The sequence below is a fragment of the Variovorax sp. 01T432 genome, assembly GCF_056398605.1.
The window spans coordinates 43,926-64,823 of the sequence record NZ_JBFTPS010000011.1; the positions used below are offsets into that span (position 1 = coordinate 43,926).

The following is a 20,898-nucleotide window of genomic DNA, read 5'->3' on the forward strand; positions in this document are numbered from 1 at the left end:
GGGTATCAAGGCAGCAGCGAGATGCGAGGGATCGCGAGGGCGGGCAGCGTCGGGTCATAGGGGGCCTTCGGTGCCTTGTAGCCGGCGAAGTAGGCAGTCAGCGCATCGATGTCCTGCGCCCCGCCCAGCCTGTTGGTGCCGCCAAGCAGCGTCGTGAAGCCGTCGCCACCGGCGGCCATGAAGCTGTTGACGGTGACCCGGTAGCTCTTGCTCGGGTTCAGCACCACACCATTGGCCACGATGGTCTCGGGTGCGCCGGACACCACCGGCGGCGTGACGGTGACATCGGTCGGCGTGAGAACCACGTCGACGATCTTCGAGCAAGGGGCGGCTGAAGCGCTCCAGGAGTACTTCACTCCGTTCGAGACCTGCATCACACGCTGCGTGCCCTGGCCCAGGCAACCCACGAACTGCTGTTCGAGCAGATCCTTGAGCTGTTGCGCCGTCAGGCTCATGGTCACCAGGCTGTTGCCGAAGGGCTGCACCGTGAACGCGTTGCCGTAGGTCACGTTGTATGGATAGCTGACACCGGCAATGGCGAATCCCGGGTTGCGAACACCACCGGCATTCGTGAAGGACATGACGGCGCCTCCGAGCGCGGCCGGCTGGGTCGCCTGCAATTGATCGTCGGCAACCAAGTCGCCCGCCGGCATTTCACCAGCGGCATTCGTCGCGATCGGCAGCGGCGCTGCGATGGTTCCAATCACCTGATTGGCCAATGGCGACACCAGGGCGCTGTACCCGGAGACGATGTTTCTCACGCTCGGATCGCTGGCGATGGCATCGTTGATCGCGGGGTCGGTGCGGTCAACCAGTCTGTTGGTCGCCAACACCGCCATCACCTTGTGCGAATACGGATGGATCGTCATGTCGATGTCGGTCAGCACGCGGCCGAAAGCGCTCGCGCTGGTGACGGGTATCAGACGTCCTTTCTTGTTCGGCAGGCCCGTGGGCCGTGGCGTGCTGACGGCCACGCCACCGACGTTCTTCACGTCGACCGTGTTGGCGGAACAGTTGTACGCCGCGTGCGTGTGGCCGCTGATGACAAGGTCGACGGCGTCATCGAGCCGCTTGACGATGTTGGCGATGTCGGAGTCACTGCCATCCGCATTCTTCAGATTGCCGTCGCAGCCATTGATGTCGGCGACCGTCGGAGGCGTCTGAAACCCACCCTGGTGGACCAGCACGACGATGGCATGCACGCCCTCGGCATGCAGACGAGGAATCAGGGCGTTGATCGTGTCGGCCTCATCCCGGAATTCCAGGCCGGCGACACCGGTGGGCGTGACGATGCCGGGCGTGTCCTTCAGGGTCACGCCGATGAAGGCCACCTTGGCCCCGTCGAAGGTCTTGATGCGATAGGGTGGCAGCAAGGTGCGGCCGGTCGCGGTCTCGACGACATTGGCCGACAGCCATTGGAACTTCGCCCCGTCGAAGGTGCCCGGCGCGTTCGAACCCAGCCCCTTGCAGCTGTTCGGGTCCGGCAGGCCGTCCGTCAACTTGCACCCTCCCTTTTGCAGCCGCAGCAACTCGGCCGAACCCTTGTCGAACTCGTGATTGCCCACGGTATTGAACTCGACGCCGACCTTGTTCATTGTCTCGACCGCGGGTTCGTCGAAGAACAGCGCCGAAATCAGCGGCGACGCGCCGATGAAATCGCCTGCACCGACAACCACGTTCAATGGATTGCCGGCCTTCATTCGTGCGACATAGGCCGCGAGATATTCGGCACCGCCGACGGCTGGCGCGGCCGCTGGAACGACATTGTTGATTCCGAATGTTCCGGGCGACTGCAGAGTGCCGTGATAGTCGTTCAAGCCGATGATCTTGATGTTGATCGGCTCCGGCGGACGCCCGTGATGGTCATCCTGGTTGTCTGGATTGTCGAGCCCGACACTCCCGATGGGCTCGTGCGGATCGGCCCGCACGCTGTCGACTCTCAGGCCCAGTCCTGCAGCGGCGGCAGCCAGCGCGCAGGCCATTCCCCATTGGCGAATCTTCATGACATGGTCCCCCTGTCAACTCGTTGATTCGCCAGAATACTAATTGAACGAGTCTCGCAATGCCATATTCATTTCTCGAGTCAATCATGCCCGCGGAATGCAATGCAATTAATTGACATCAATTGCAATTCCATCAGTCCCCACTCAATGATTCGCAGTTGAATTGCATGCCTCCGCGACAGTACCCAGGCGGCACCGACACCGATCGATCAACGCGGCAACCTGAGCTTCGCTCGGGCCTGCAGCGCGAGCTCACGCGCATGGCAATCTTCGATGTGGTCGTTGACCAGCCCCATGGCCTGCATGAAGGCATAGACCGTCGTCGGCCCGACGAAGCTCCATCCCCGCTTCTTCAGGTCCTTCGACATCACCACCGATTCGGGCGAAGTGGTGATCGTCTTCAGCGTCTCGTGTGTGATGCGCGGGGGCCGGGACGAAGGATCGGGCTCGAAGCCCCATGCATACGCGGCCAGCGATCCGAATTCCTTGCGCAGCTCGAGCACTCGCCGTGCGTTGTTGATTGCGGATTCGATCTTCCCGCGATGCCGCACGATGCCCGCATCGGCCAGCAGCCGGTCGACATCCGATGCATCGAAGCGAGCGACCTTGTCCGCATCGAATTCGGCAAAGCCGCGACGGAAGGCTTCGCGCTTGTTGAGAATGGTGAGCCAGCTCAGGCCGGCCTGGAAGCCTTCAAGGCACAGTTTCTCGAAGAGGCGCCGATCGTCCGTGACCGGAAAGCCCCACTCCCTGTCGTGGTAGTCCTGGTAGACCTGCGTGGCCTGGCACCAGCGGCAGCGCCAGGTCCCGCCGGAATCCGCGAAAAGGCCGGCTCGTTCGCTCGTCATGCCGCGGCGTCGCTCACCCTCACCAGTGCTTCGATAGCGAGCGGGTAGCCCTTCACGCCGAGCCCGACGATGATTCCGCGCGCGGCGGGCGAGATGTAGGAGTGATGGCGGAAAGATTCGCGCGCATGCACGTTGGAAATGTGCAGCTCGATCAGCGGAACGCTTGCGCCCTTGATCGCATCGTGCAGCGCGACGGAGGTGTGCGTGAAGGCGCCGGGGTTCATCACCACGCCGAGCATGCGGCCCGCCGCCACCTCGCGTCCCGACTCCTGGATCCAGTCGATCAGCAAGCCTTCGTGGTTGGACTGCCGGCACTCGATCTCGACGCCCAGTTTCGCGCCGGCCTCGTGGCACATGCGCTCGACGTCGGCCAGGGTTTCGCGGCCATACTGCTCGGGTTCGCGCGTGCCGAGCAGATTGAGATTGGGGCCATTGAGGATGAGGATCTTTTTCATGATGTGACGCTCCAGTGCCGGGCATCTTATAGTGGCCGCTCTTGAACCGAACCCGAACATTCCATGAAAACCAAAGCCGCCGTCGCCTGGAAATCCGCCGCTCCCCTGACCATCGAGACCGTCGACCTGGAGGGCCCGAAGTTCGGCGAGGTGCTGGTCGAGATCAAGGCCACCGGCATCTGCCACACCGACTACTACACGCTCTCAGGCGCCGACCCCGAAGGCATCTTCCCCGCCATCCTGGGCCATGAAGGCGCCGGCATCGTGGTCGACGTGGGCCCGGGCGTGACAACCCTCAAGAAGGGCGACCACGTCATCCCGCTCTACACGCCGGAATGCCGCCAGTGCAAGTTCTGCCTCTCGCGCAAGACCAACCTGTGCCAGCTGATTCGCGGCACGCAGGGCAAGGGCCTGATGCCAGACGCCACCAGCCGCTTCAGCATGGACGGCAAGCCGATCTTCCACTACATGGGCACCTCGACCTTCAGCAACTTCACGGTCGCGCCGGAGATCTCGCTGGCCAAGATCCGCGAGGACGCGCCCTTCGACAAGGTCTGCTACATCGGCTGCGGCGTGACGACCGGCATCGGCGCCGTGATCTTCACGGCCAAGGTGGAGGCCGGCGCCAACGTGGTCGTGTTCGGCCTGGGGGGCATCGGCCTGAACGTGATCCAGGGCGCGAAGATGGTGGGCGCGGACAAGATCATCGGCGTCGACCTGAACCCGGCGCGAGAGGCGATGGCACGCAAGTTCGGCATGACGCACTTCATCAACCCCAAGGACACGGCAAACGTCGTCGACGCCATCGTGCAGCTGACCGACGGCGGCGCCGACTACAGCTTCGAGTGCATCGGCAACACGCAGGTGATGCGCCAGGCGCTGGAGTGCACACACAAGGGCTGGGGCCGCAGCATCATCATCGGCGTGGCGGAGGCCGGCGCGGAGATCAGCACGCGCCCCTTCCAGCTGGTCACCGGCCGCAAATGGGAAGGCTCGGCCTTCGGCGGCGCGCGCGGGCGCACCGACGTGCCGAAGATCGTCGACTGGTACATGGAGAACAAGATCAACATCGACGACCTGATCACCCACACCATGCCGCTGGAGGACATCAACAAGGGCTTCGACCTGATGAAGCGGGGCGAGTCGATCCGCGGCGTCGTCCTCTACTGATCCACGGAGGGAATCGGCATGCAACGCATGGAGCCACTGCGCACCATCCAGGCCGGCGTGCTGGAGGTCGCCTACTTCGAAGCCGGCCCCGCGAGCGGGCCGCCCGTGCTGCTCATGCACGGCTTTCCCTACGACATCCACGCCTACGCCGAGGTCGCACCCCTGCTGGCCGATGCGGGCTGCAGGGTGATCGTGCCCTTTCTGCGCGGCTACGGCGCGACGCGCTTTCTCAGCGAGGCGACGCCGCGCTCCGGCGAACAGGCGGCCCTGGGCGCGGACCTCCTTGCGCTGCTCGACGCGCTGGCGATTCCGCGCGCCGTGCTGGCCGGCTACGACTGGGGCGGACGCGCGGCCTGCGTTGTCGCGGCCCTCTGGCCCGAGCGCTGCGCGGGGCTGGTCTCGTTCAACGGCTACAACATCCAGAACATCGCGAAGGCCATGGAGCCGGACTCCCCGGAGAACGAACTGCGGCTCTGGTACCAGTATTACTTCCACAGCGAACGCGGACGCGCCGGCCTGGCGGCTGACCGCCGAGCGCTGACGCGGCTGCTCTGGCGTCTCTGGTCGCCCACCTGGGACTTCGACGAAACCACCTTCGAACGCAGCGCCGCCGCCTTCGACCACCCGGATTTCGTCGAGGTCGTGATCCAGTCGTACCGCCACCGCTTCGGCCTCGCGTCGGGCGACCCGGCCTACGCCGCCATCGAGGCGCGGCTGGCGGCTCAACCTCCCATCACGGTCCCGGCCATCACCTTCGACGGCGCCGACGACGGCGTGCGCCCGGCGGCCGACGCATCCGCGCACGCACACCGCTTCACCGGGCCGCGCTCGCATCGCGTGGTGCCAGGCGTTGGCCACAACATGCCGCAGGAGGCGCCCCGCGTCTTCGCCAAAGCGGTGCTCGAACTCCTGGCTCAACTGCAGACATGACAGATACCTTGAAGACTCTTTCCGAGCATCGCTGCTTCGGTGGTGTGCTGCGCTTTCACGAACATGCCTCGCGCGAAACCGGCCTGCCGATGCGCTTTTCGGTGTTCCTGCCGCCCCAGGCGTCGCAGGGGCCGGTGCCGGCCGTGACATACCTCGCGGGCCTGACCTGCAACGAGGAAACCTTCATGATCAAGGCCGGGGCCCAGCGCATGGCGGCCGAGCTCGGCCTGGCGCTGATTGCGCCCGACACCAGCCCGCGTGGCGAGGAGGTGGCGGTGCTGCCGGGCGCCAGCTCGAGCTGGGACTTCGGCATCGGTGCGGGCTTCTACCTGGACGCGACCGAACCGCCCTGGTCGCGGCACTGGCGCATGGAAAGCTGGCTCATCCATGAACTGCTGCCGCTCGCCATCAAGTCCTCGGGTCTGGACGCCCGCCGCATCGGCATCTTCGGCCATTCGATGGGCGGCCATGGCGCGCTCACGCTGGCGATGCGGCATCCGGGGCGCTTCCAGTCGCTCTCGGCCTTCGCGCCAATCTGCGCACCGACGCTGTGCCCGTGGGGCGAGAAAGCCTTCGGCGGCTATCTCGGTGCCGACCGCGGGGCCTGGCTCGCGCATGACGCCAGCGCCTTGATGCAGTCTCAATGTGCCCCACCCTACCCCGCGGGCATCCTGGTCGACCAGGGCCTGGCCGACCCATTCCTCGCGCAGCAGTTGCATCCGGAGGCCTTCGAGGCGGCGTGCCGCGCGGCCGGCCAGCCGCTGACGCTGCGCCGCCATGAGGGCTACGACCACGGCTACTATTTCATCCAGACCTTCATGGCGGACCACCTTCGCCACCATGCCGCGACGCTGGCAGCACGATGAGCGAGTTCGTTGCAAGCCTGCAGGAGGTGTTCGAGCGCTTCGGCCGCATCGAAGGCAAGCGCATGTTCGGCGGGCATGGCATCTACCATGAGGGGCGAATGTTCGCCCTGGTCGTCAGGGACACCCTCTATCTCAAGTCCGACGCCACCAGCGTCGGGCATTTCGACCGGCTTCGCCTGCCGGCCTTCGAATACACCCGACAAGGGAAGACGATGAAGATGTCATACCGCGAGGCACCCGCGGAGGTGTTCGAGGACCGCGACGAGGCCGCGCTGTGGGCGCGTCGTGCATGGGAAGCGGCCTTGCGTTCGGGCCAGGCGCCCCAGCCGCGCCGCCAGCGGGCCAGGCGCGCATGAGCCACGAAGCACCACTTCTGCCCAGCCGCGAGGAGATCGCGCTGCTCGAAGCCTTCGACGGCCTCGGGCTGCGAGACATCCGTGTCGTCGACACGCCGCAGGAAGCCGAGCGCGCCGCCGCCGCGCTGCTGGACAGCGGCGTGGCCGGCTTCGACACCGAATCGAAGCCCACCTTCGCCAAGAACGAAATCTCGGGCGGGCCCCATGTGCTCCAGTTCGCGACGCTCGAGAACGCATGGCTGTTCCAGTCGCATCGCACCGACTGCAATGCGATCCTGGGGGAACTGCTTGCATCGACAGAACTCCTCAAGGTCGGCTTCGGCCTGTCGACCGACCTGAGCCTGATCCGTCAGCGCTTCGGCGTCGAGCCCGGCGCCATCTTCGACATCGACACCGAGTTTCGCCGCCGCGGCTATCGAAAGTCGGTCGGCGTGAAGGTGGCGGTTGCGCTCGTCTTCCATCGCCGGTTCGCGAAATCGCGCAAGGCGACCACCTCGAACTGGGCCAACCGGCAATTGACCGAGGCCCAACTGCGCTACGCGGCCAACGACGCCTATGCCGCGATGCGCGTGTTCGACGCGCTGGGCTTGCAAGCGCCGGCCTAGGTTGTCGCTTCGGCGAACGCCGGCAGCTGGCACGCATCTTGATCGTGCCTACCGGCTCTACGGCCAAAGCCGGTTCTGCGCGGGCACCTGACGCAATCGGCGTAGATTGCTGGGCTGCGCCACGTAAAGCTTCCGCATGACATGAAAAGTCATGGGTTCTCTCCTTATGATGGCGCCCTCTCGCCCAGGAAGTAACAAGTCGTGTCCATGGTCCAGCTGGCCTTGCGCCGCCCCTACACCTTCATCGTGATGGCGATGCTGATCGTCCTCGCGACGCCATTCGTCCTGCTGCGGATGGCGACCGACATCTTTCCGGAGATCAATATTCCGGTCATCAGCATCATCTGGAACTACGGCGGACTGCCGGCGCAGGAGATGGGTCAACGCATCGCCGGCCAGACGGAGCGCGGCCTGACCACCACGGTCAGCGATGTCGAGCACATCGAATCGCAGTCTCTGGCCGGCGTCACGGTCATCAAGGTCTTCTTCCAGCCGACGGCGAACATAGAAACCGCCATCGCCCAGGTGGTGGCCTCGACACAGACGCAAGTTCGGCAGTTGCCCCCTGGCATCACCCCGCCGCTCGTCATCAAGTATTCGGCGTCGAGCATTCCTGTCATCCAGCTCGCGCTGTCGAGTCCCACGCGGGCAGAGAACGCGCTCTTCGATTCGGCCATCAACCAGCTGCGCCCGCAGCTCATCACGATTCCGGGCGTCGCCGTGCCCTTCCCCTACGGCGGCAAGAACCGGCTGATCTCGGTCGACCTGGATTCCCAGGCAATGCAGGCGCGCGGGCTTTCTCCGGCTGACGTGGTGAACGCGGTCAACGCGCAGAACCTGATCCTCCCTTCGGGCACGGTCAAGTTCGGCGCGACCGAATACAGCGTGAAGATGAACGGCTCGCCCGAAGAGATCGCCGGTCTCAACGACCTGCCGGTGCGCACCGCCAACGGCGCCACCATCTATCTGCGCGACGTGGCCAATGTGCGCGACGGCTTCTCGCCGCAGACGAACGTGGTGCGGCAGGACGGCGTGCGCGGCGTGCTGCTTTCGGTGCTCAAGAACGGCGGCGCGTCGACGCTGGACATCGTGTCGAACCTGCGCGCGCTGCTGCCCGTCGCCGCGCAGGCGATGCCGAGCGACATCAAGATCACGCCGCTCTTCGACCAGTCGATCTTCGTCAAGGCCGCCGTGCAGGGCGTCGTGGCCGAAGCCATGCTCGCCGCCGCGCTGACGGCCGCGATGGTGCTGCTGTTCCTCGGCAACTGGCGCAGCACCCTGATCATCGCGCTGACCATCCCGCTGTCGATCCTGGCGTCGATCCTCGTGCTCTATGCGCTGGGCGAAACGCTCAACCTCATGACCCTGGGCGGGCTTGCGCTCTCGGTCGGCATCCTGGTGGACCAGGCGATCGTGACGATCGAGAACATCGAGCGCCACCTCCACATGGGCACCGAACTCACCGAGGCCATCATGGTCGGCGCCGGCGAGATCGGCCCGGCCGCCTTCGTCTCGACGCTGTGCATCTGCATCGTCTTCGTGCCGATGTTCTTCCTCTCCGGCGTGGCGCGCTTCCTGTTCGTGCCGCTGGCCGAGGCGGTCGTGTTCGCGATGCTGGCGTCCTACCTGCTTTCGCGCACGCTGGTGCCGACGATGGTCATGCTGCTGATGGGCGGCGCGCATGCGAAGGCGGCCGCCGACGCCAGGCCCAGCCTGCTGCAGCGCGTCTATCGCGGCTTCGATCGCCAGTTCGAACATGTGCGGCGCGCTTACACGCTGGTGCTGTCGGCGCTGCTGTCCAGGCGCGGGGGCTTCATCTCGCTGTTCCTCGGCTTCTGCCTGCTGTCGTGCCTGCTCTACCCGGTGCTGGGGCGCGACTTCTTCCCGAGCGTGGATGCCGGCCAGATCCGGCTGCACATGCGCGCGCCCACGGGCACGCGCATCGAGGAGACCGCGCGCCTGGCCGACCAGGTCGAAGTGGCGATCCGCGAGCTCGTGCCCAAGGACCAGCTCGACACCATCCTGGACAACCTGGGCGTGCCCAACAGCGGCATCAATCTCTCCTACAGCAATGCCGGAACGATCAGCACGCTGGACGGCGAGATCCTGCTCTCGCTGCACGAGGGGCATCAGCCGACGGAAAGATTCGTGTCGCTGCTTCGCGCCGAACTGCCCAAGCGCTTCCCCGGCGTCGAGTTCTTCTTCCAGCCGGCGGACATCGTCACGCAGATCCTGAACTTCGGTCTGCCCGCGGCGATCGACGTGCAATTCAGCGGCAACGACCTCGCGGGCAACGCGGTGCGCGCCGCCGACCTGGTGAGAGCCATTCGCCGGATTCCGGGAGCGGTCGATGCCCACGTGCATCAGCGGCTGGACGGCCCCGCGCTGAACCTGCAGATGGACCGCACGCGGCTCCAGCAGTTCGGGTTGACGGCCGCGAATGTCGGGCAGAACGTGCTGATCGCGCTGTCGGGCAGTTCGCAGACCGCGCCGGCCTTCTGGCTCAATCCCCAGAATGGCGTGGTCTACAACATCGCGGTGCAGTCGCCGCAATACAAGATCGATTCGCTCGACGCGCTGCTCAACATTCCCGTCGGCAGCCCCGGCGCGGCAGCCGGGGCGCCGCAGCTGCTCGGCAACCTGGTCAGTGCGCAGGCGGCGCGGCAGCCGCTGGTGGTCTCGCACTACGACATCCGGCCGGTGGTCGACGTCTTCGTCAGTGTTCAGGGAACCGATCTCGCCAGCGTGGCGGGCAAGGTCAAGACGCTGGTCGACGACATGCGGCCCAGGCTTTCGCGCGGCAACCAGGTCACGATCCGCGGACAGGTGCAGACGATGCAATCGTCCTTCATCGGCCTCGGCGTCGGGCTGGCGATGGCGATCGTGCTGGTCTACCTGCTGATCGTCGTCACCTTCCAGTCGTGGCTCGACGCCGCCATCATCATCACGGCCCTGCCGGCCGCGCTGGGGGGCATCGCGTGGATGCTCTTCATCACCGGTACGACGCTGAGCGTGCCGGCATTGACCGGGGCGATCATGACGATGGGCGTGGCCACGGCCAACAGCATCCTGCTGGTGTCCTTCGCGCGCGAGCGCCTGCAGGCCGGCGTACCGCCGTTGTCGGCCGCGCTCGAGGCCGGCGCGACGCGCATCCGCCCCGTGCTGATGACCGCCCTGGCCATGATCATCGGCATGATACCGATGGCCCTGGGCCTGGGCGAAGGCGCAGAGCAGAACGCGCCGCTCGGTCGCGCCGTGATCGGTGGCCTGATCTTTGCGACCGTCTCGACGCTCTTCTTCGTTCCGGCGGTCTACGCCGAAATCCACAGCCGCCGGGCGCACCGCAAGGCGGCGCGCGAAGCCGACGGCCACCCCACGCCACCGTCGCCGCCCCAGCTCGGGGCCGCGCCCCAGGAGACTTGAAAACATGTCGGAGCAACGCCACGCGGGCTTGGCCATCCATCCGATCGCCAATGAGCAGGACGGAGATCACCACGAACTGCTGAAGCGGCGCCAGATCGTGCGCCGCACGCGCCTTCTCGTCGTCGCTGTTCTCGTGCTGCTGGGCGTCGGCACGGCGCGCGTCGTGTGGGTCCGCCTGGCCAACGCCAGCGCCCTGGAAACCAGCGCGGCCCTGCACGCCACGCAATACGTCAAGACCGCCCTGCCCCGGCAGGCGGGCGCCGGCCAGACGCTGGCCTTGCCGGGCACGCTGCAAGGCTTCGTGCAGTCGCCGATCTCGGCGCGCGCCAGCGGCTACCTCAAGCGCTGGACCAAGGATATCGGCAGCACCGTCAAGAAGGGCGAATTGCTGGCGGAGATCGAGACGCCCGAGATCGACCAGCAGCTCTCGCAGGCCGTCGCCGCGCGGCAGCAGGCCGCGTCCGCCCTCGACCTGGCCAGGAGCACCGTCGCGCGCTGGGAAGGTCTGCGCAAGAAGGATGTGGTCTCGCAACAGGACCTGGACGAGCGCCGCGGCGCCGTCGAGCAGGCCACGGCCAACCTCGCCGCCGCCGACGCGAACATGCAGCGGCTGCGGCAGACCGAGGGATTCAAGCGCGTGGTGGCCCCCTTCGACGGCGTGATCACGCGGCGCAACGTCGACGTGGGCGACCTGATCGACGCGGGCGGCGGCGGCGGGGGCCGAGCGCTGTTCCAGCTCGCGCAGATCGATCCGCTGCGCGTATACATCAATGTGCCGCAGGCCTACGCCCAGCTCATCAAGCCGGGGCAACCCGCGGTCGTGACGCAGGCCGAGCTGCGCGGCAAGGAGTTCCGCGGCGAAGTGGCGCGCACCTCGGGCGCCATCGATGCCACGACGCGCATGATGCAGGTCGAGGTCTCGCTGCCGAACCGCGATGGCACCCTGCTGCCGGGCGCCTACGTGCAGGTCTCGCTGCCGCTTGCGGCCAGCCTCTCGCTCACCATTCCCGCCAACGCCCTGCTCTTTCGCGCCGAAGGCACGCGCGTCGCCGTGGTCGACGGCGAGGGCCGCGTGCAACTGCGCGCCGTCACACTGGGTCGCAACTACGGCGAGACGGTGGAGATTCTGGACGGCATCAACGGCACGGACAGGCTGGTTTTGAATCCCTCGGATTCGATGACGGACGGCGACCGGGTGACTGTCGCCAAGGATCAGGCGTGATGCGCATGCGTGCCACCGCGCCGGGCGCCGCAGCCCTTGTCCTGCTTGCGGCATGCGCAGCCGGGCCTGACTACCGCAAGCCGGCTGTCGATGTGCCTGTGACCTGGCAGACCGAGCAGCCTTGGCGTCAGGGCGCTCCGAATGACGCCACCGACAAGGGTCCGTGGTGGCAACGCTTCGGCGATCCACAGCTCGACGCATTGGCGCGCAGGGCGCTGGCCAACAGCCCGACGCTGGCGCTTGCCGGTGCGAGGCTCGCACAGGCACGCGCTTCCCTGGCCGGAAGCGATGCCAGCCGCTTTCCGCAACTCGGCCTCGGCACGCGCGCGCAGCGCCTGCGAATTTCCGCGAACCGGCCGCTGACCAACTACGCCGCACCCAACTTCTCGACGATCCAGGACGACTATGCCCTGTCGCTGACTGCAAGCTACGAAGTCGATCTGGCTGGCCGCGTGCTGCGATCGATCGAAGGCGCAAGCGCCTCCGCCGCGCAATCCGCCGCCGACCTCGAGAACACGCGGCTGCTGCTCACGACGGACCTGGCAACGAACTACTACAACCTGCGCTCGACCGATATCGAACTCGACGTCGTGACGCGCTCCATCGGGCTGCAGCGCCGCGCGCTCGAATTCGTGACGGCGCGGCATGAAGGTGGCGCCGTGTCGGGCCTGGACGTGGCGCAGCAGCAGGCCCTGCTCGACAGCACGCTCACGCAGGTCGACCTCCTCAGGAAGCAGCGCTCGCAATACGAGCACGCCATCGCCGCGCTGATTGGAACGCCGGCGCCCTCGTTCGCGCTCGCGCCCGATCTCACGCCTCTCACGCCGCCGGCCATACCGATCGGCGTGCCATCGGACGCGCTGGAACGCCGCCCCGACGTCGCCTCTGCGGAGCGCGCGATGGCCGCGGCCAACGCACAGATCGGCGTGGCCCGCGCGGCCTTCTACCCCAGCGTGATCCTGGGCCCCTCGCTGGGGGTGGACAGTCGCATGTTCTCGGCCCTCTTCGATGCACCGAGCCTGCTGTGGTCGGTGGGGGTCTCGGCGACGCAGTCGATCTTCGACGGCGGCCGCTTGCGCGCCAATGTCGATTTCGCGCGCGCCGGCTACGACGCCAGCGTGGCCAACTATCGTCGCGTCGTCCTGACCGCAATGCAGGAGGCGGAGGACGGCATCACCGGCCTCGCCTCGCTCGACCGGGCCTCGGCGCAATCCCTGGCCGCCGTGGCCACCTCGCGCCGCGTGCTCGACATGGCGACCAGTCGCTACGAAGGCGGCGCGTCGACCTACCTGGATGTGATCACGGCCCAGCAAACGCTGCTGACGGCTGAGCGGCAGGCCGCGCAACTGACTGGCCAGCGCATGCTGACCTCGGTGTTTCTGGTGAAGGCCCTTGGCGGCGACTGGTGCGGCGTCGAGCCGGCCAGCGCCACCGACTCTAGAACAGGTTGCCCTGCCCCGCTGCGCCAGGTGGCCGAAAAGCGCTGACATCGAGCGTGATGCGCTCGCGGTTGAAGCCGATGCGCTGCGTCGCCTTCTCGAAGCGCTGACGGATCAGATCGGCCCACAGGCCGCTCCCCTTCATGCGGGTGGCGAAGTCGGCCTCGTAGTCCTTGCCGTCGCGCATCTCGTGGATGCGCGCCATGATGCGCGCCGCGCGCTGCGGATAGTGCAGTTCCAGCCATTGCCGGAAGAGCGGCGCCACTTCCCAGGGCAACCTCACCACCGCATAGAACGCACTGCGGGCACCGGCTTCCCACGCGGCTTCGAGCACCTGCTCCATGTCTTCCGTGACGAAGGGAATCTGCGGCGCCACGCTCACGCCCACCGGCACGCCCGCATCGGCCAGCGTGCGCAGGGTGCGCAAGCGCCGGTGCGGCGCGGCGGCCCGCGGCTCCAGCTTGCGGGCGACATCGCCGTCGAGCGTGGTGATGGTGATGTAGACGGCCGCCAGTCGGTCCGCCGCCATGGGCGCGATGAGATCCAGATCGCGCTCCACAGCGCTCGACTTGGTGAGCAGGGCGAAGGGATGGCGCGTTTCCTTCAGCAGTTCGATGACAGAGCGCGTGAGCCGCAGTTCGCGCTCGATGGGCTGGTAGCAGTCGGTGGCCGTGCCGATCGCGATGTGGCTGGGCCTGTAGGTCTTGCGACCCAGTTCCGCGCGCAGCACCTCGACGATGTTGCGCTTGGCGATCAGCCTGGTCTCGAAATCGAGGCCGGGCGAGAGATTGAGGTAGCTGTGCGTGGGCCGCGCGAAGCAATAGATGCAGCCGTGCTCGCAGCCCCGGTAGGGATTCAGTGAGCGATCGAAGGGCACGTCGGGCGAGTCGTTCTCGCCCAGGACCGATTTGACGTCCTCGAAGCGCACCTCGGTGGCGAGCGGCGGCGAAGGCTCGGCCACGCCCTCTTCGAGCGTGCCCCAGCCGTCGTCGAAGGCATCGCGGACATCGCGTTGGAAGCGATGCGCAAGGCGCGTCGCCGCGCCCCGGCCCTTGAGGGCGGTGACGGGAATGAAAGCGTCGGCCATGATGCGTTGAATATACTGTATAAAATTACAGTATTGCACCAATCGACCGAAGACGCCAGCACGCGCTCAGATATGCAGCACCGCCAGGACGCCGATCAGCAAGCCGACCCCGGCGACGCCGAACATGCCCCACTCCAGCCACCTTTTCCGGGTCAGCAAGGCGATGGCCGCCAACGCGATCGATACCTGCAATATGGTGGTGGCCTGGGCCCAGCGGTGGTGCTGGTGCAACTGCTCATCGGACTGCCGGTCCCAGTCATTGGCCTGGGCTTCGAGCTTCTGCGCGGCGGCCTGGATCTCCGCCTTCTCACGCTCGTAGCGAACCACCTTGTCGTCCCACACCTGCTTGCGCTCGTCCGTGGAGGTGTCGCGCGCGAATTCGGCAAGAGACTGCTTGGTGCTCTTGGACTGGAAGTAATTCCACTGGTTGGAGGCTTCCGTCTTCTTGATCGCCGCATTGTTCTTGTAGAGACCCGCGTTCGCCTGGGTGGCCCCTCCCATGTAGGCAAAGATCGCCCCCACGGTCGCGATGATCGCGGTGCACACCGCGATCTGGCTTGTCATGCTCCCGCGCCCCTCGGCATCGGGGCCGTGGTGCGCGGACTGGGCAGCGTGCTCGAGTTCGTGGTCGTGCGGGCCGTGCACGTGGAAGCCGTGGTTTGACATGAGTGCCTTTGAACGAGGAAGAAATTGCAGGGCGCGGCCAGAGTATGGCAAGGTTGGCCGCGAGAGCCGCGGCATGCCCTGCGGACAGATCTTGAATCGACTGTTTACAGGATCTTTGCAGGCTGCCGGTCCACCAGGGCGTTGCCCGGACGTTGAACATCCAACGGGACGATCTGTTGTCCTGATATGGAGATTCTGATGAGCTTCAATCGCTCCGCCGTCCTCAAGCTTGCCATTGCCGGAGCAACGGCAGCCGTCGCACTCTTCGGCGCGGCCACGGCAAGCGCCGAGGTGAACTGGTCAGTCGGCGTGACCCTGCCTGGCGTGGTGGTGACGGAACCCGCGCCCGCCTACTATGAGCCGGCACCCGTGTATTCGCGGCCGGCGCCGACCTACTACCAGCCCGCGCCTCCTGTGTACTACAGCCCGCCGCCGCCCCGGGTCTATGCCCCGGCGCCGGTGTACTACGAACCCGGCTATCGGGTGGAAGAGCGGCGCGTCGATCGCCGGGACTGGCATCGTGACCATGATCGCCGCGACTGGGACCGCGACCATGATCGCCGCGACTGGGACCGCGACCATGATCGCCGGGACTGGGACCATGATCGGCGCGAACGCCGGGATTGACCCGGGGAACGGCCGGACCCACGGGCGGGCGCGGATTCAGAACTCCGCGTCGAGTTCGTCGATCTCTTCCGGCTCCTGCCTGGCCGCCTGAATCCATTCCTGCATCGCAGGCAGCCCGATGATCCGCTTGCAGTAGCCGGCGCAAACGCTGTCGAGCGAGACGTCGTAGGTGATGAAGCGCGTGACCACCGGCGCATACATGGCATCCGCCATGCACGGCTGCTTGCCGAACAGGAAGGGGCCGCCGTAGTCCTTCAGGCATTCGCGCCAGATCGTCACGATCCGGTCGATGTCGCTTTGCGCGCGTGACCAGATCTTGAAGTTCGGAAACCTCGCCTTGACGTTCATGGGGAGCGATCCGCGCATCGCGCTGAAGCCCGAATGCATCTCGCCGCAGATGGCCCGGCAGTGCGCGCGCGCCTTGGCGTCGGCGGGCAGCAAGCCGGCCTTGGGCTTGATTTCGTTGAGGTACTCGCCGATGGCGAGCGTGTCCCAGACCTTCACGCCGCCGTGCTGCAGCGAAGGGACCAGCATGGAAGCGGAGAGCAGCAGCATCTCGGCCTTCATCGCCGGATCGTCCGGCGGTATCACCTTCTCGGCGAAGTCCAGCCCCGCGAGACGGCACATCAGCCAGCCGCGCAGCGACCATGCGCCGTAGTTCTTGCTGCTGATGGTGAGAACGGGTTTGGCCATGCTGACGCTCCTTGGCTGCCGGATCGGCTTTGGACGTGTGCAAGGCCTGTGCCAGAAAGGTGCGCCCTGCCTTCCTTGGCCCACAACTTGCCTATGGCCTCTGCATGCTGTACCGGGCCTACCAAACAAATGCCGACCTGCTGTCGCCGTCCCGGCTCGCAGCCCAGTATCTCGGCCGCGCGCTGTGGCAGCAGGATACCGATCGAAGCGCGACTCGGCGCATCGCCTCTCTCATGGAGGTCTATTCGCGCATGCGGCTCACCCACACTCGACCGGCCTACGACATCCGGAGCGTGATGGTCGACGGCGAGGAAGTCGCAGTCCATGAAGAAGCCACGCTGGTGGCCCCCTTCGGCACCCTGCTGCACTTCCGCAAGGACACCACCGCGGTGCATCCGCCGGTACTGCTGGCCGCACCACTTTCGGGCCACTTCGCCACCCTGTTGCGCGAAACCGTGCGGACGCTGCTGCGCGACCATGATGTCTACGTGACCGACTGGCACAACGCGCGCGACGTGCCGCTGTGGAACGGCGGATTCGGCCTCGACGACTACACGCTGCAGCTCGTCCGCTTTCTCGAAGCCATCGGCGCGGGCGCGCACATGGTGGCGGTCTGCCAGCCCTGCGTGGCGGCGCTCGCGGCCACCGCGCTGATGAGCGAGGACGACAATCCCGCCACGCCGCGCAGCCTGACGCTGATGGCCGGCCCGGTCGATTGCCGCGTCAACCCCACGGCCGTCAACAAGCTCGCGAACGAGCGCGACATCGGCTGGTTCGCACGCAACCTGATCAGCCGCGTGCCATGGCCGCACGCCGGCATGATGCGCCGCGTGTACCCCGGCTTCCTGCAGCTGAGCGCCTTCATGAGCATGAATCCGGAGCGGCACAAGCAGCAATTCATCAAGCTCTACCAGCACCTGGTCGACGGCGAACTCGAACAGGCCGAGACCATCCGCAATTTCTACGACGAATACCTGGCGGTGAATGACCTGCCGGCCGAGTTCTACCTGGAGACGGTGGAGCGCGTATTCCAGACCTACGACCTGCCGCGCGGCGCGCTCACGGTGGGTGATCGCAAGATCAATCCGGCCGCCATCCGCCGCACGGCGCTGCTGACAGTGGAAGGCGAACGCGACGACATCTGCGCGGTCGGGCAGACGGTGGCGGCGCAGGATCTGTGCACCGGCGTGCGGCCCTATCTCAAGACGCATCACCTGCAGGCGGGCGTCGGGCATTACGGCGTGTTCAGCGGCAGCAAGTGGAACACCCAGATCTACCCCCGCGTGCGCGAGACGATTCACGCGGCGGCCGAGCTTCACTGACACACGAAATCCAGCCACATTCGATTCGATGTCGCCTGGAGCGCAGGGTCGGCATCATGCCGACGGTCGGCTGCGGCGCGAGCGCGCGCTGCGCGCGGGCTCCTTGATTGCCTCGCTGGGCAAGGGCAGGCGCAGCCGGAGGAACGCAATGAACTCATGCGCCGCCACGTTGCGCATCGGCCCCGGCAGATAAACCAACACGATGCGTCGCTCCACCACTGGCATGCGCAGTTGCAGCACCACCAGTTCGGGGTCGCGCAGCGACGATGTATAGAGCCGCGGCATCAACCCGAGTGCGAGCCCGCCGCGCACCAGCGCATAGAGCGTCTCCGAATAGCCGACACGGTAGGGCTGCGCGCCTTGAGCGAACTGTGCGCGGGCCGAATCGCCCAGCGCCGGCATGCTCCCGCTCTCGAACAGCACCAGTCGCTCATGCCCGATCTCCTCCCAGCTGGCCTCGCCCATCCGCGCCAATGGATGGCCCCGTCGGACGATCAGCACCAGGGGATCGCGAAACAGGTCGATGCACACCAGACCGCCCGGCGGTTCGGTGATGGCCGCCACCGCCATGTCGAGTTGCCCGCTGCGCACCTCCGCCAGCAGCACGGTGGAGGGCGCATCGCGCCAGGCGAACTCGACCTCTTGCGTCGCTTCGCGAACAAACTCGCTTACGGCCGACGCGACGCGCGCGCTGGCGGATGGGATCACGCCCACGTTGATCAGCGCGCGCCCGCTGCGCACTGTGCTGTAGATGTCGCGCAATGCCAGCTCGAAGGCGTTGACCAGGAAATCCGTGCGCGCCAGCACTTCGGCGCCCACGGGGGTGAGTTCCAGCTTGTGCGTGGAGCGCGTCAGCAGTTCTTCGCCGAGCAGCTGTTCCATCTGCTTGATGGCATTGCTGAGCGCCGGCTGGGTGATGGCAAGGCGGCGCGCCGCGCGCCCGAAGTGTCCCTCCTGAACCAGAACCGAAAAGAACTGGAGCTGACGCAGTGTCAGCGCGCGCAGGGACGAGGGGATCATTTCTAAGCCGGCTATAGATCGGATGAATTAAATTATAGAAATTCAAAATTTTCCTTATCAAGATCCCTTCACTAGACTGCATGCATGTCCTCCATCACCGAGACCTCCACACCCGCGCTGGAGTCTTTTCTTCACGCGATGCCGAAGGTGGAGCTCCACTGCCATCTGTTCGGCACGGTCCGGCACGAGACCTTCCTGCAACTCAATCGCCGCGCTGGCGGACCGCTGGCCGAAGAAGAGATCGAGGACTTCTATACGCGCGGCGAGAAGCCGGTCGGCGTGCTGCGCGTGCTGCGCGCGCTCGACGCGCAGCTGGTGCGCACCGCGGACGACCTGCACCAACTCACTTACGAGTACCTTGAAGACGCGGCCGCCCACAACGTGCGCTATGCCGAGTTCTCCTGGAACCCCACCGGCACGGCACAGGCATCCGGCATTCCTTACCGGCAGGCACAAGACGCGATCGTGCGGGCCATCCACGACGCCCAGGCCGACCGTGGTATCACCGGGCGCCTGATCGCAGCCATCGACCGGGAGGCGAGCCCCGAAGCGGCCGTGGAGATGGTGGAATGGGTGACGGCGCACCGTTGCGAGGAAGTGGTCGGCATCGGCATCGACTATCGCGAGGTCGACCGCCCGCCTGAGCTTTTCGTCAATGCCTACCGCGAAGCACGCCGTGCCGGCCTCAAGACCACGGCGCATGCCGGCGAATTCGGAACGCCCTGGACCAACGTGCGCACAGCGCTCGACTACCTGCAGGTCGACCGCATCGACCACGGCTATACGGTCGTCGACCGCTTCGAGTTCGCGCGCGAGTGCGCCGACCGCGGCGTTCTGTTCACGGTGGTGCCCACCAACTCCTACTACTTGCGCACGCTGCCGCGCGAACGCTGGGCGCTCGACCATCCGATCCGCCGCATGCCCGGACTGGGCCTGCGCATCCACCCCAACACCGACGATCCGACACTGCACAAGGTCACGCCCACGCAGGCCTGGCTGATGATGACGCGCGACTTCGGCTTCAGCCTCGACGACCTGCGCGACTTCATGCACAACGGGCTCGACGGCGCCTGGATCGACGACACGACGCGCCGGCAGTGGATACCCCAATGGAGCGCCGAGTTCGATGCGCTGCGCGCCCGGTTGCCGCAAGACCCACCCCCCTCCGAAGAACAATGATCAAACGCAAGGCCTTCCTGCTCCCCTCGATCCTCTCCGTTTCGCTGTTGCTGCCCGGCGTCGCACTCGCCCAGGCCGCCTGGCCCGCCGCCAAGCCGATCACGCTGATCGTTCCCTACTCCGCGGGCGGCAGTGTGGACTTCATTGCGCGCCTCGTCACCCACAAGCTGGGAGAGCGGCTCAAGCAATCCATCGTGATCGAAAACGTGACCGGCGCGGGCGGCGCGATCGGCGTCGCCAAGGCGGCGAACGCGGCGCCGGACGGCTACACCCTGGTCGCGGGGCCCGACAGCGTCATGGCGATCGGCAAGCTCGTCAACCCGAGCGCCTTTCGCTTCGATCCCCTCAAGGACCTCGCGCCGGTGGCCATGCTGAACACAGCGCCCATGGTGCTGGTCGCGCGACCGGGACTGCCCGCCGGCAACTATGCCGAGTTCGTGAAGCTCGCCAAGGCCGCGCCGGGCAAGTACAACTACGCGACCTCGGGCGTCGGCACCGTGCTGCAACTGGCGATGGAGTTGCTCAAGGAGCGCAGCGGCATCTTCGTGACCCACGTGCCCTACCGCGGCGGCGCGCAGATCGCCACCGACGTGATCGGCAACCAAGTCGATCTGGCCATGCTGGTCAGCACCAGCGCGATCCCGCATGTGAACGCCAAGCGCCTGAAGGCCCTCGGCGTCACCGGCGGCAAACGACTCGAAGCGCTGCCCGACGTGCCGGCCTTCAATGAGATGCCGGGCCTGAAGGACTATTCGATGGTGAGCTGGACCGGCATCTTCGCGCCTGCCGGCACGCCGGCCGCGACCGTGAACCGCATCAACCAGGAACTCAACGCGGTGCTGCGGGACCCGGACGTACGCGCCAAGCTGCAGGAGCAGGGCGCGCTGCCCGGCAGCGGCTCGGCCGAGGAACTCGGGCGCTTCGTGCAGTCGGAATACGCTCGCAACCAGAAGATCGTCCAGGCCGCGAACATCCGGGAGTGAGCGT

The 20,898-nt window shown here is 66.3% G+C and carries 19 protein-coding genes; 12 read left to right on the forward strand and 7 right to left on the reverse strand.

Translation table 11 applies throughout. The features are described 5' to 3' along the window. Positions 1–5: 5 nt before the first annotated feature. From AC1DNF_RS11210 to aroQ, 3 genes are all read right to left on the reverse strand, one after another. Complete coding sequence (locus AC1DNF_RS11210) at positions 6–2,003, reverse strand: bifunctional metallophosphatase/5'-nucleotidase (protein WP_478148657.1); 1,998 nt, start codon at positions 2,001–2,003, stop codon at positions 6–8. A gap of 209 nt (positions 2,004–2,212) precedes the next feature. Next, positions 2,213–2,851 carry a DNA-3-methyladenine glycosylase I gene (locus AC1DNF_RS11215; protein WP_478148658.1) on the reverse strand — a complete coding sequence of 213 codons (639 nt, stop codon included), beginning with the start codon at positions 2,849–2,851 and terminating at the stop codon, positions 2,213–2,215. Continuing rightward, positions 2,848–3,306, reverse strand: coding sequence for a type II 3-dehydroquinate dehydratase (aroQ, locus tag AC1DNF_RS11220; protein ID WP_478148659.1), 459 nt, complete (start codon positions 3,304–3,306; stop codon positions 2,848–2,850). Before aroQ ends, AC1DNF_RS11215 begins: the two co-directional genes overlap by 4 nt. A 63-nt stretch (positions 3,307–3,369) precedes the next feature. On the opposite strand from aroQ, the gene AC1DNF_RS11225 reads away from it, so the two are divergent. The 8 genes from AC1DNF_RS11225 to AC1DNF_RS11260 all read left to right on the forward strand — a co-directional run bounded on the left by AC1DNF_RS11225 (position 3,370) and on the right by AC1DNF_RS11260 (position 13,365). After that, positions 3,370–4,476: an S-(hydroxymethyl)glutathione dehydrogenase/class III alcohol dehydrogenase gene (locus AC1DNF_RS11225; protein WP_478148660.1), complete on the forward strand. Its 1,107-nt coding sequence runs from the start codon at positions 3,370–3,372 to the stop codon at positions 4,474–4,476. 18 nt (positions 4,477–4,494) lie between these two features. Beyond that, complete coding sequence (locus tag AC1DNF_RS11230; RefSeq protein WP_478148661.1) at positions 4,495–5,406, forward strand: alpha/beta fold hydrolase; 912 nt, start codon at positions 4,495–4,497, stop codon at positions 5,404–5,406. After that, positions 5,403–6,272, forward strand: a complete 870-nt coding sequence (gene fghA, locus AC1DNF_RS11235; RefSeq protein WP_478148662.1) for an S-formylglutathione hydrolase — start codon at positions 5,403–5,405, stop codon at positions 6,270–6,272. Before AC1DNF_RS11230 ends, fghA begins: the two co-directional genes overlap by 4 nt. Beyond that, a complete protein-coding gene (locus tag AC1DNF_RS11240) occupies positions 6,269–6,628 on the forward strand; it encodes a TfoX/Sxy family protein (RefSeq protein WP_478148663.1) in 360 nt (119 codons plus the stop codon). Before fghA ends, AC1DNF_RS11240 begins: the two co-directional genes overlap by 4 nt. Then, entirely contained in the window at positions 6,625–7,233 is a 609-nt protein-coding gene (locus AC1DNF_RS11245) for a 3'-5' exonuclease (RefSeq protein ID WP_478148664.1), read from the forward strand. The genes AC1DNF_RS11240 and AC1DNF_RS11245 overlap by 4 nt, the downstream gene beginning before the upstream one ends. A gap of 207 nt (positions 7,234–7,440) precedes the next feature. Next, a complete protein-coding gene (locus AC1DNF_RS11250) occupies positions 7,441–10,656 on the forward strand; it encodes an efflux RND transporter permease subunit (protein WP_478148765.1) in 3,216 nt (1,071 codons plus the stop codon). 4 nt (positions 10,657–10,660) lie between these two features. Continuing rightward, on the forward strand, positions 10,661–11,878 hold the full coding sequence (locus AC1DNF_RS11255) for an efflux RND transporter periplasmic adaptor subunit (protein ID WP_478148665.1): 1,218 nt from the start codon (positions 10,661–10,663) through the stop codon (positions 11,876–11,878). Beyond that, positions 11,878–13,365, forward strand: a complete 1,488-nt coding sequence (locus tag AC1DNF_RS11260; protein ID WP_478148666.1) for an efflux transporter outer membrane subunit — start codon at positions 11,878–11,880, stop codon at positions 13,363–13,365. The genes AC1DNF_RS11255 and AC1DNF_RS11260 overlap by 1 nt, the downstream gene beginning before the upstream one ends. Here AC1DNF_RS11260 and AC1DNF_RS11265 read toward each other — a convergent pair. Beyond that, complete coding sequence (locus AC1DNF_RS11265; RefSeq protein ID WP_478148667.1) at positions 13,316–14,404, reverse strand: PA0069 family radical SAM protein; 1,089 nt, start codon at positions 14,402–14,404, stop codon at positions 13,316–13,318. The genes AC1DNF_RS11260 and AC1DNF_RS11265 overlap by 50 nt on opposite strands. 66 nt (positions 14,405–14,470) lie before the next feature. Beyond that, complete coding sequence (locus tag AC1DNF_RS11270) at positions 14,471–15,070, reverse strand: DUF4337 domain-containing protein (RefSeq protein ID WP_478148668.1); 600 nt, start codon at positions 15,068–15,070, stop codon at positions 14,471–14,473. 198 nt (positions 15,071–15,268) lie between these two features. Here AC1DNF_RS11270 and AC1DNF_RS11275 point away from each other — a divergent pair, with 198 nt between their 5' ends. Beyond that, positions 15,269–15,697, forward strand: a complete 429-nt coding sequence (locus AC1DNF_RS11275; protein WP_478148669.1) for a hypothetical protein — start codon at positions 15,269–15,271, stop codon at positions 15,695–15,697. Between the two features lie 36 nt (positions 15,698–15,733). On the opposite strand, the gene AC1DNF_RS11280 is transcribed toward AC1DNF_RS11275, so the two are convergent. Continuing rightward, a complete protein-coding gene (locus AC1DNF_RS11280; protein ID WP_478148670.1) occupies positions 15,734–16,390 on the reverse strand; it encodes a glutathione S-transferase family protein in 657 nt (218 codons plus the stop codon). Between the two features lie 104 nt (positions 16,391–16,494). Here AC1DNF_RS11280 and AC1DNF_RS11285 point away from each other — a divergent pair, with 104 nt between their 5' ends. Then, complete coding sequence (locus AC1DNF_RS11285) at positions 16,495–17,712, forward strand: polyhydroxyalkanoate depolymerase (RefSeq protein WP_478148671.1); 1,218 nt, start codon at positions 16,495–16,497, stop codon at positions 17,710–17,712. Positions 17,713–17,766: 54 nt separating this feature from the next. Here AC1DNF_RS11285 and AC1DNF_RS11290 read toward each other — a convergent pair whose 3' ends face one another. Next, complete coding sequence (locus AC1DNF_RS11290) at positions 17,767–18,732, reverse strand: LysR family transcriptional regulator (RefSeq protein ID WP_478148672.1); 966 nt, start codon at positions 18,730–18,732, stop codon at positions 17,767–17,769. 84 nt (positions 18,733–18,816) lie between these two features. On the opposite strand from AC1DNF_RS11290, the gene add reads away from it, so the two are divergent. Together add and AC1DNF_RS11300 are read left to right on the forward strand one after the other, a co-directional pair. Continuing rightward, entirely contained in the window at positions 18,817–19,911 is a 1,095-nt protein-coding gene (gene add, locus AC1DNF_RS11295) for an adenosine deaminase (RefSeq protein WP_478148673.1), read from the forward strand. Next, positions 19,908–20,894: a Bug family tripartite tricarboxylate transporter substrate binding protein gene (locus AC1DNF_RS11300; RefSeq protein WP_478148674.1), complete on the forward strand. Its 987-nt coding sequence runs from the start codon at positions 19,908–19,910 to the stop codon at positions 20,892–20,894. The genes add and AC1DNF_RS11300 overlap by 4 nt, the downstream gene beginning before the upstream one ends. Positions 20,895–20,898: the final 4 nt, after the last annotated feature.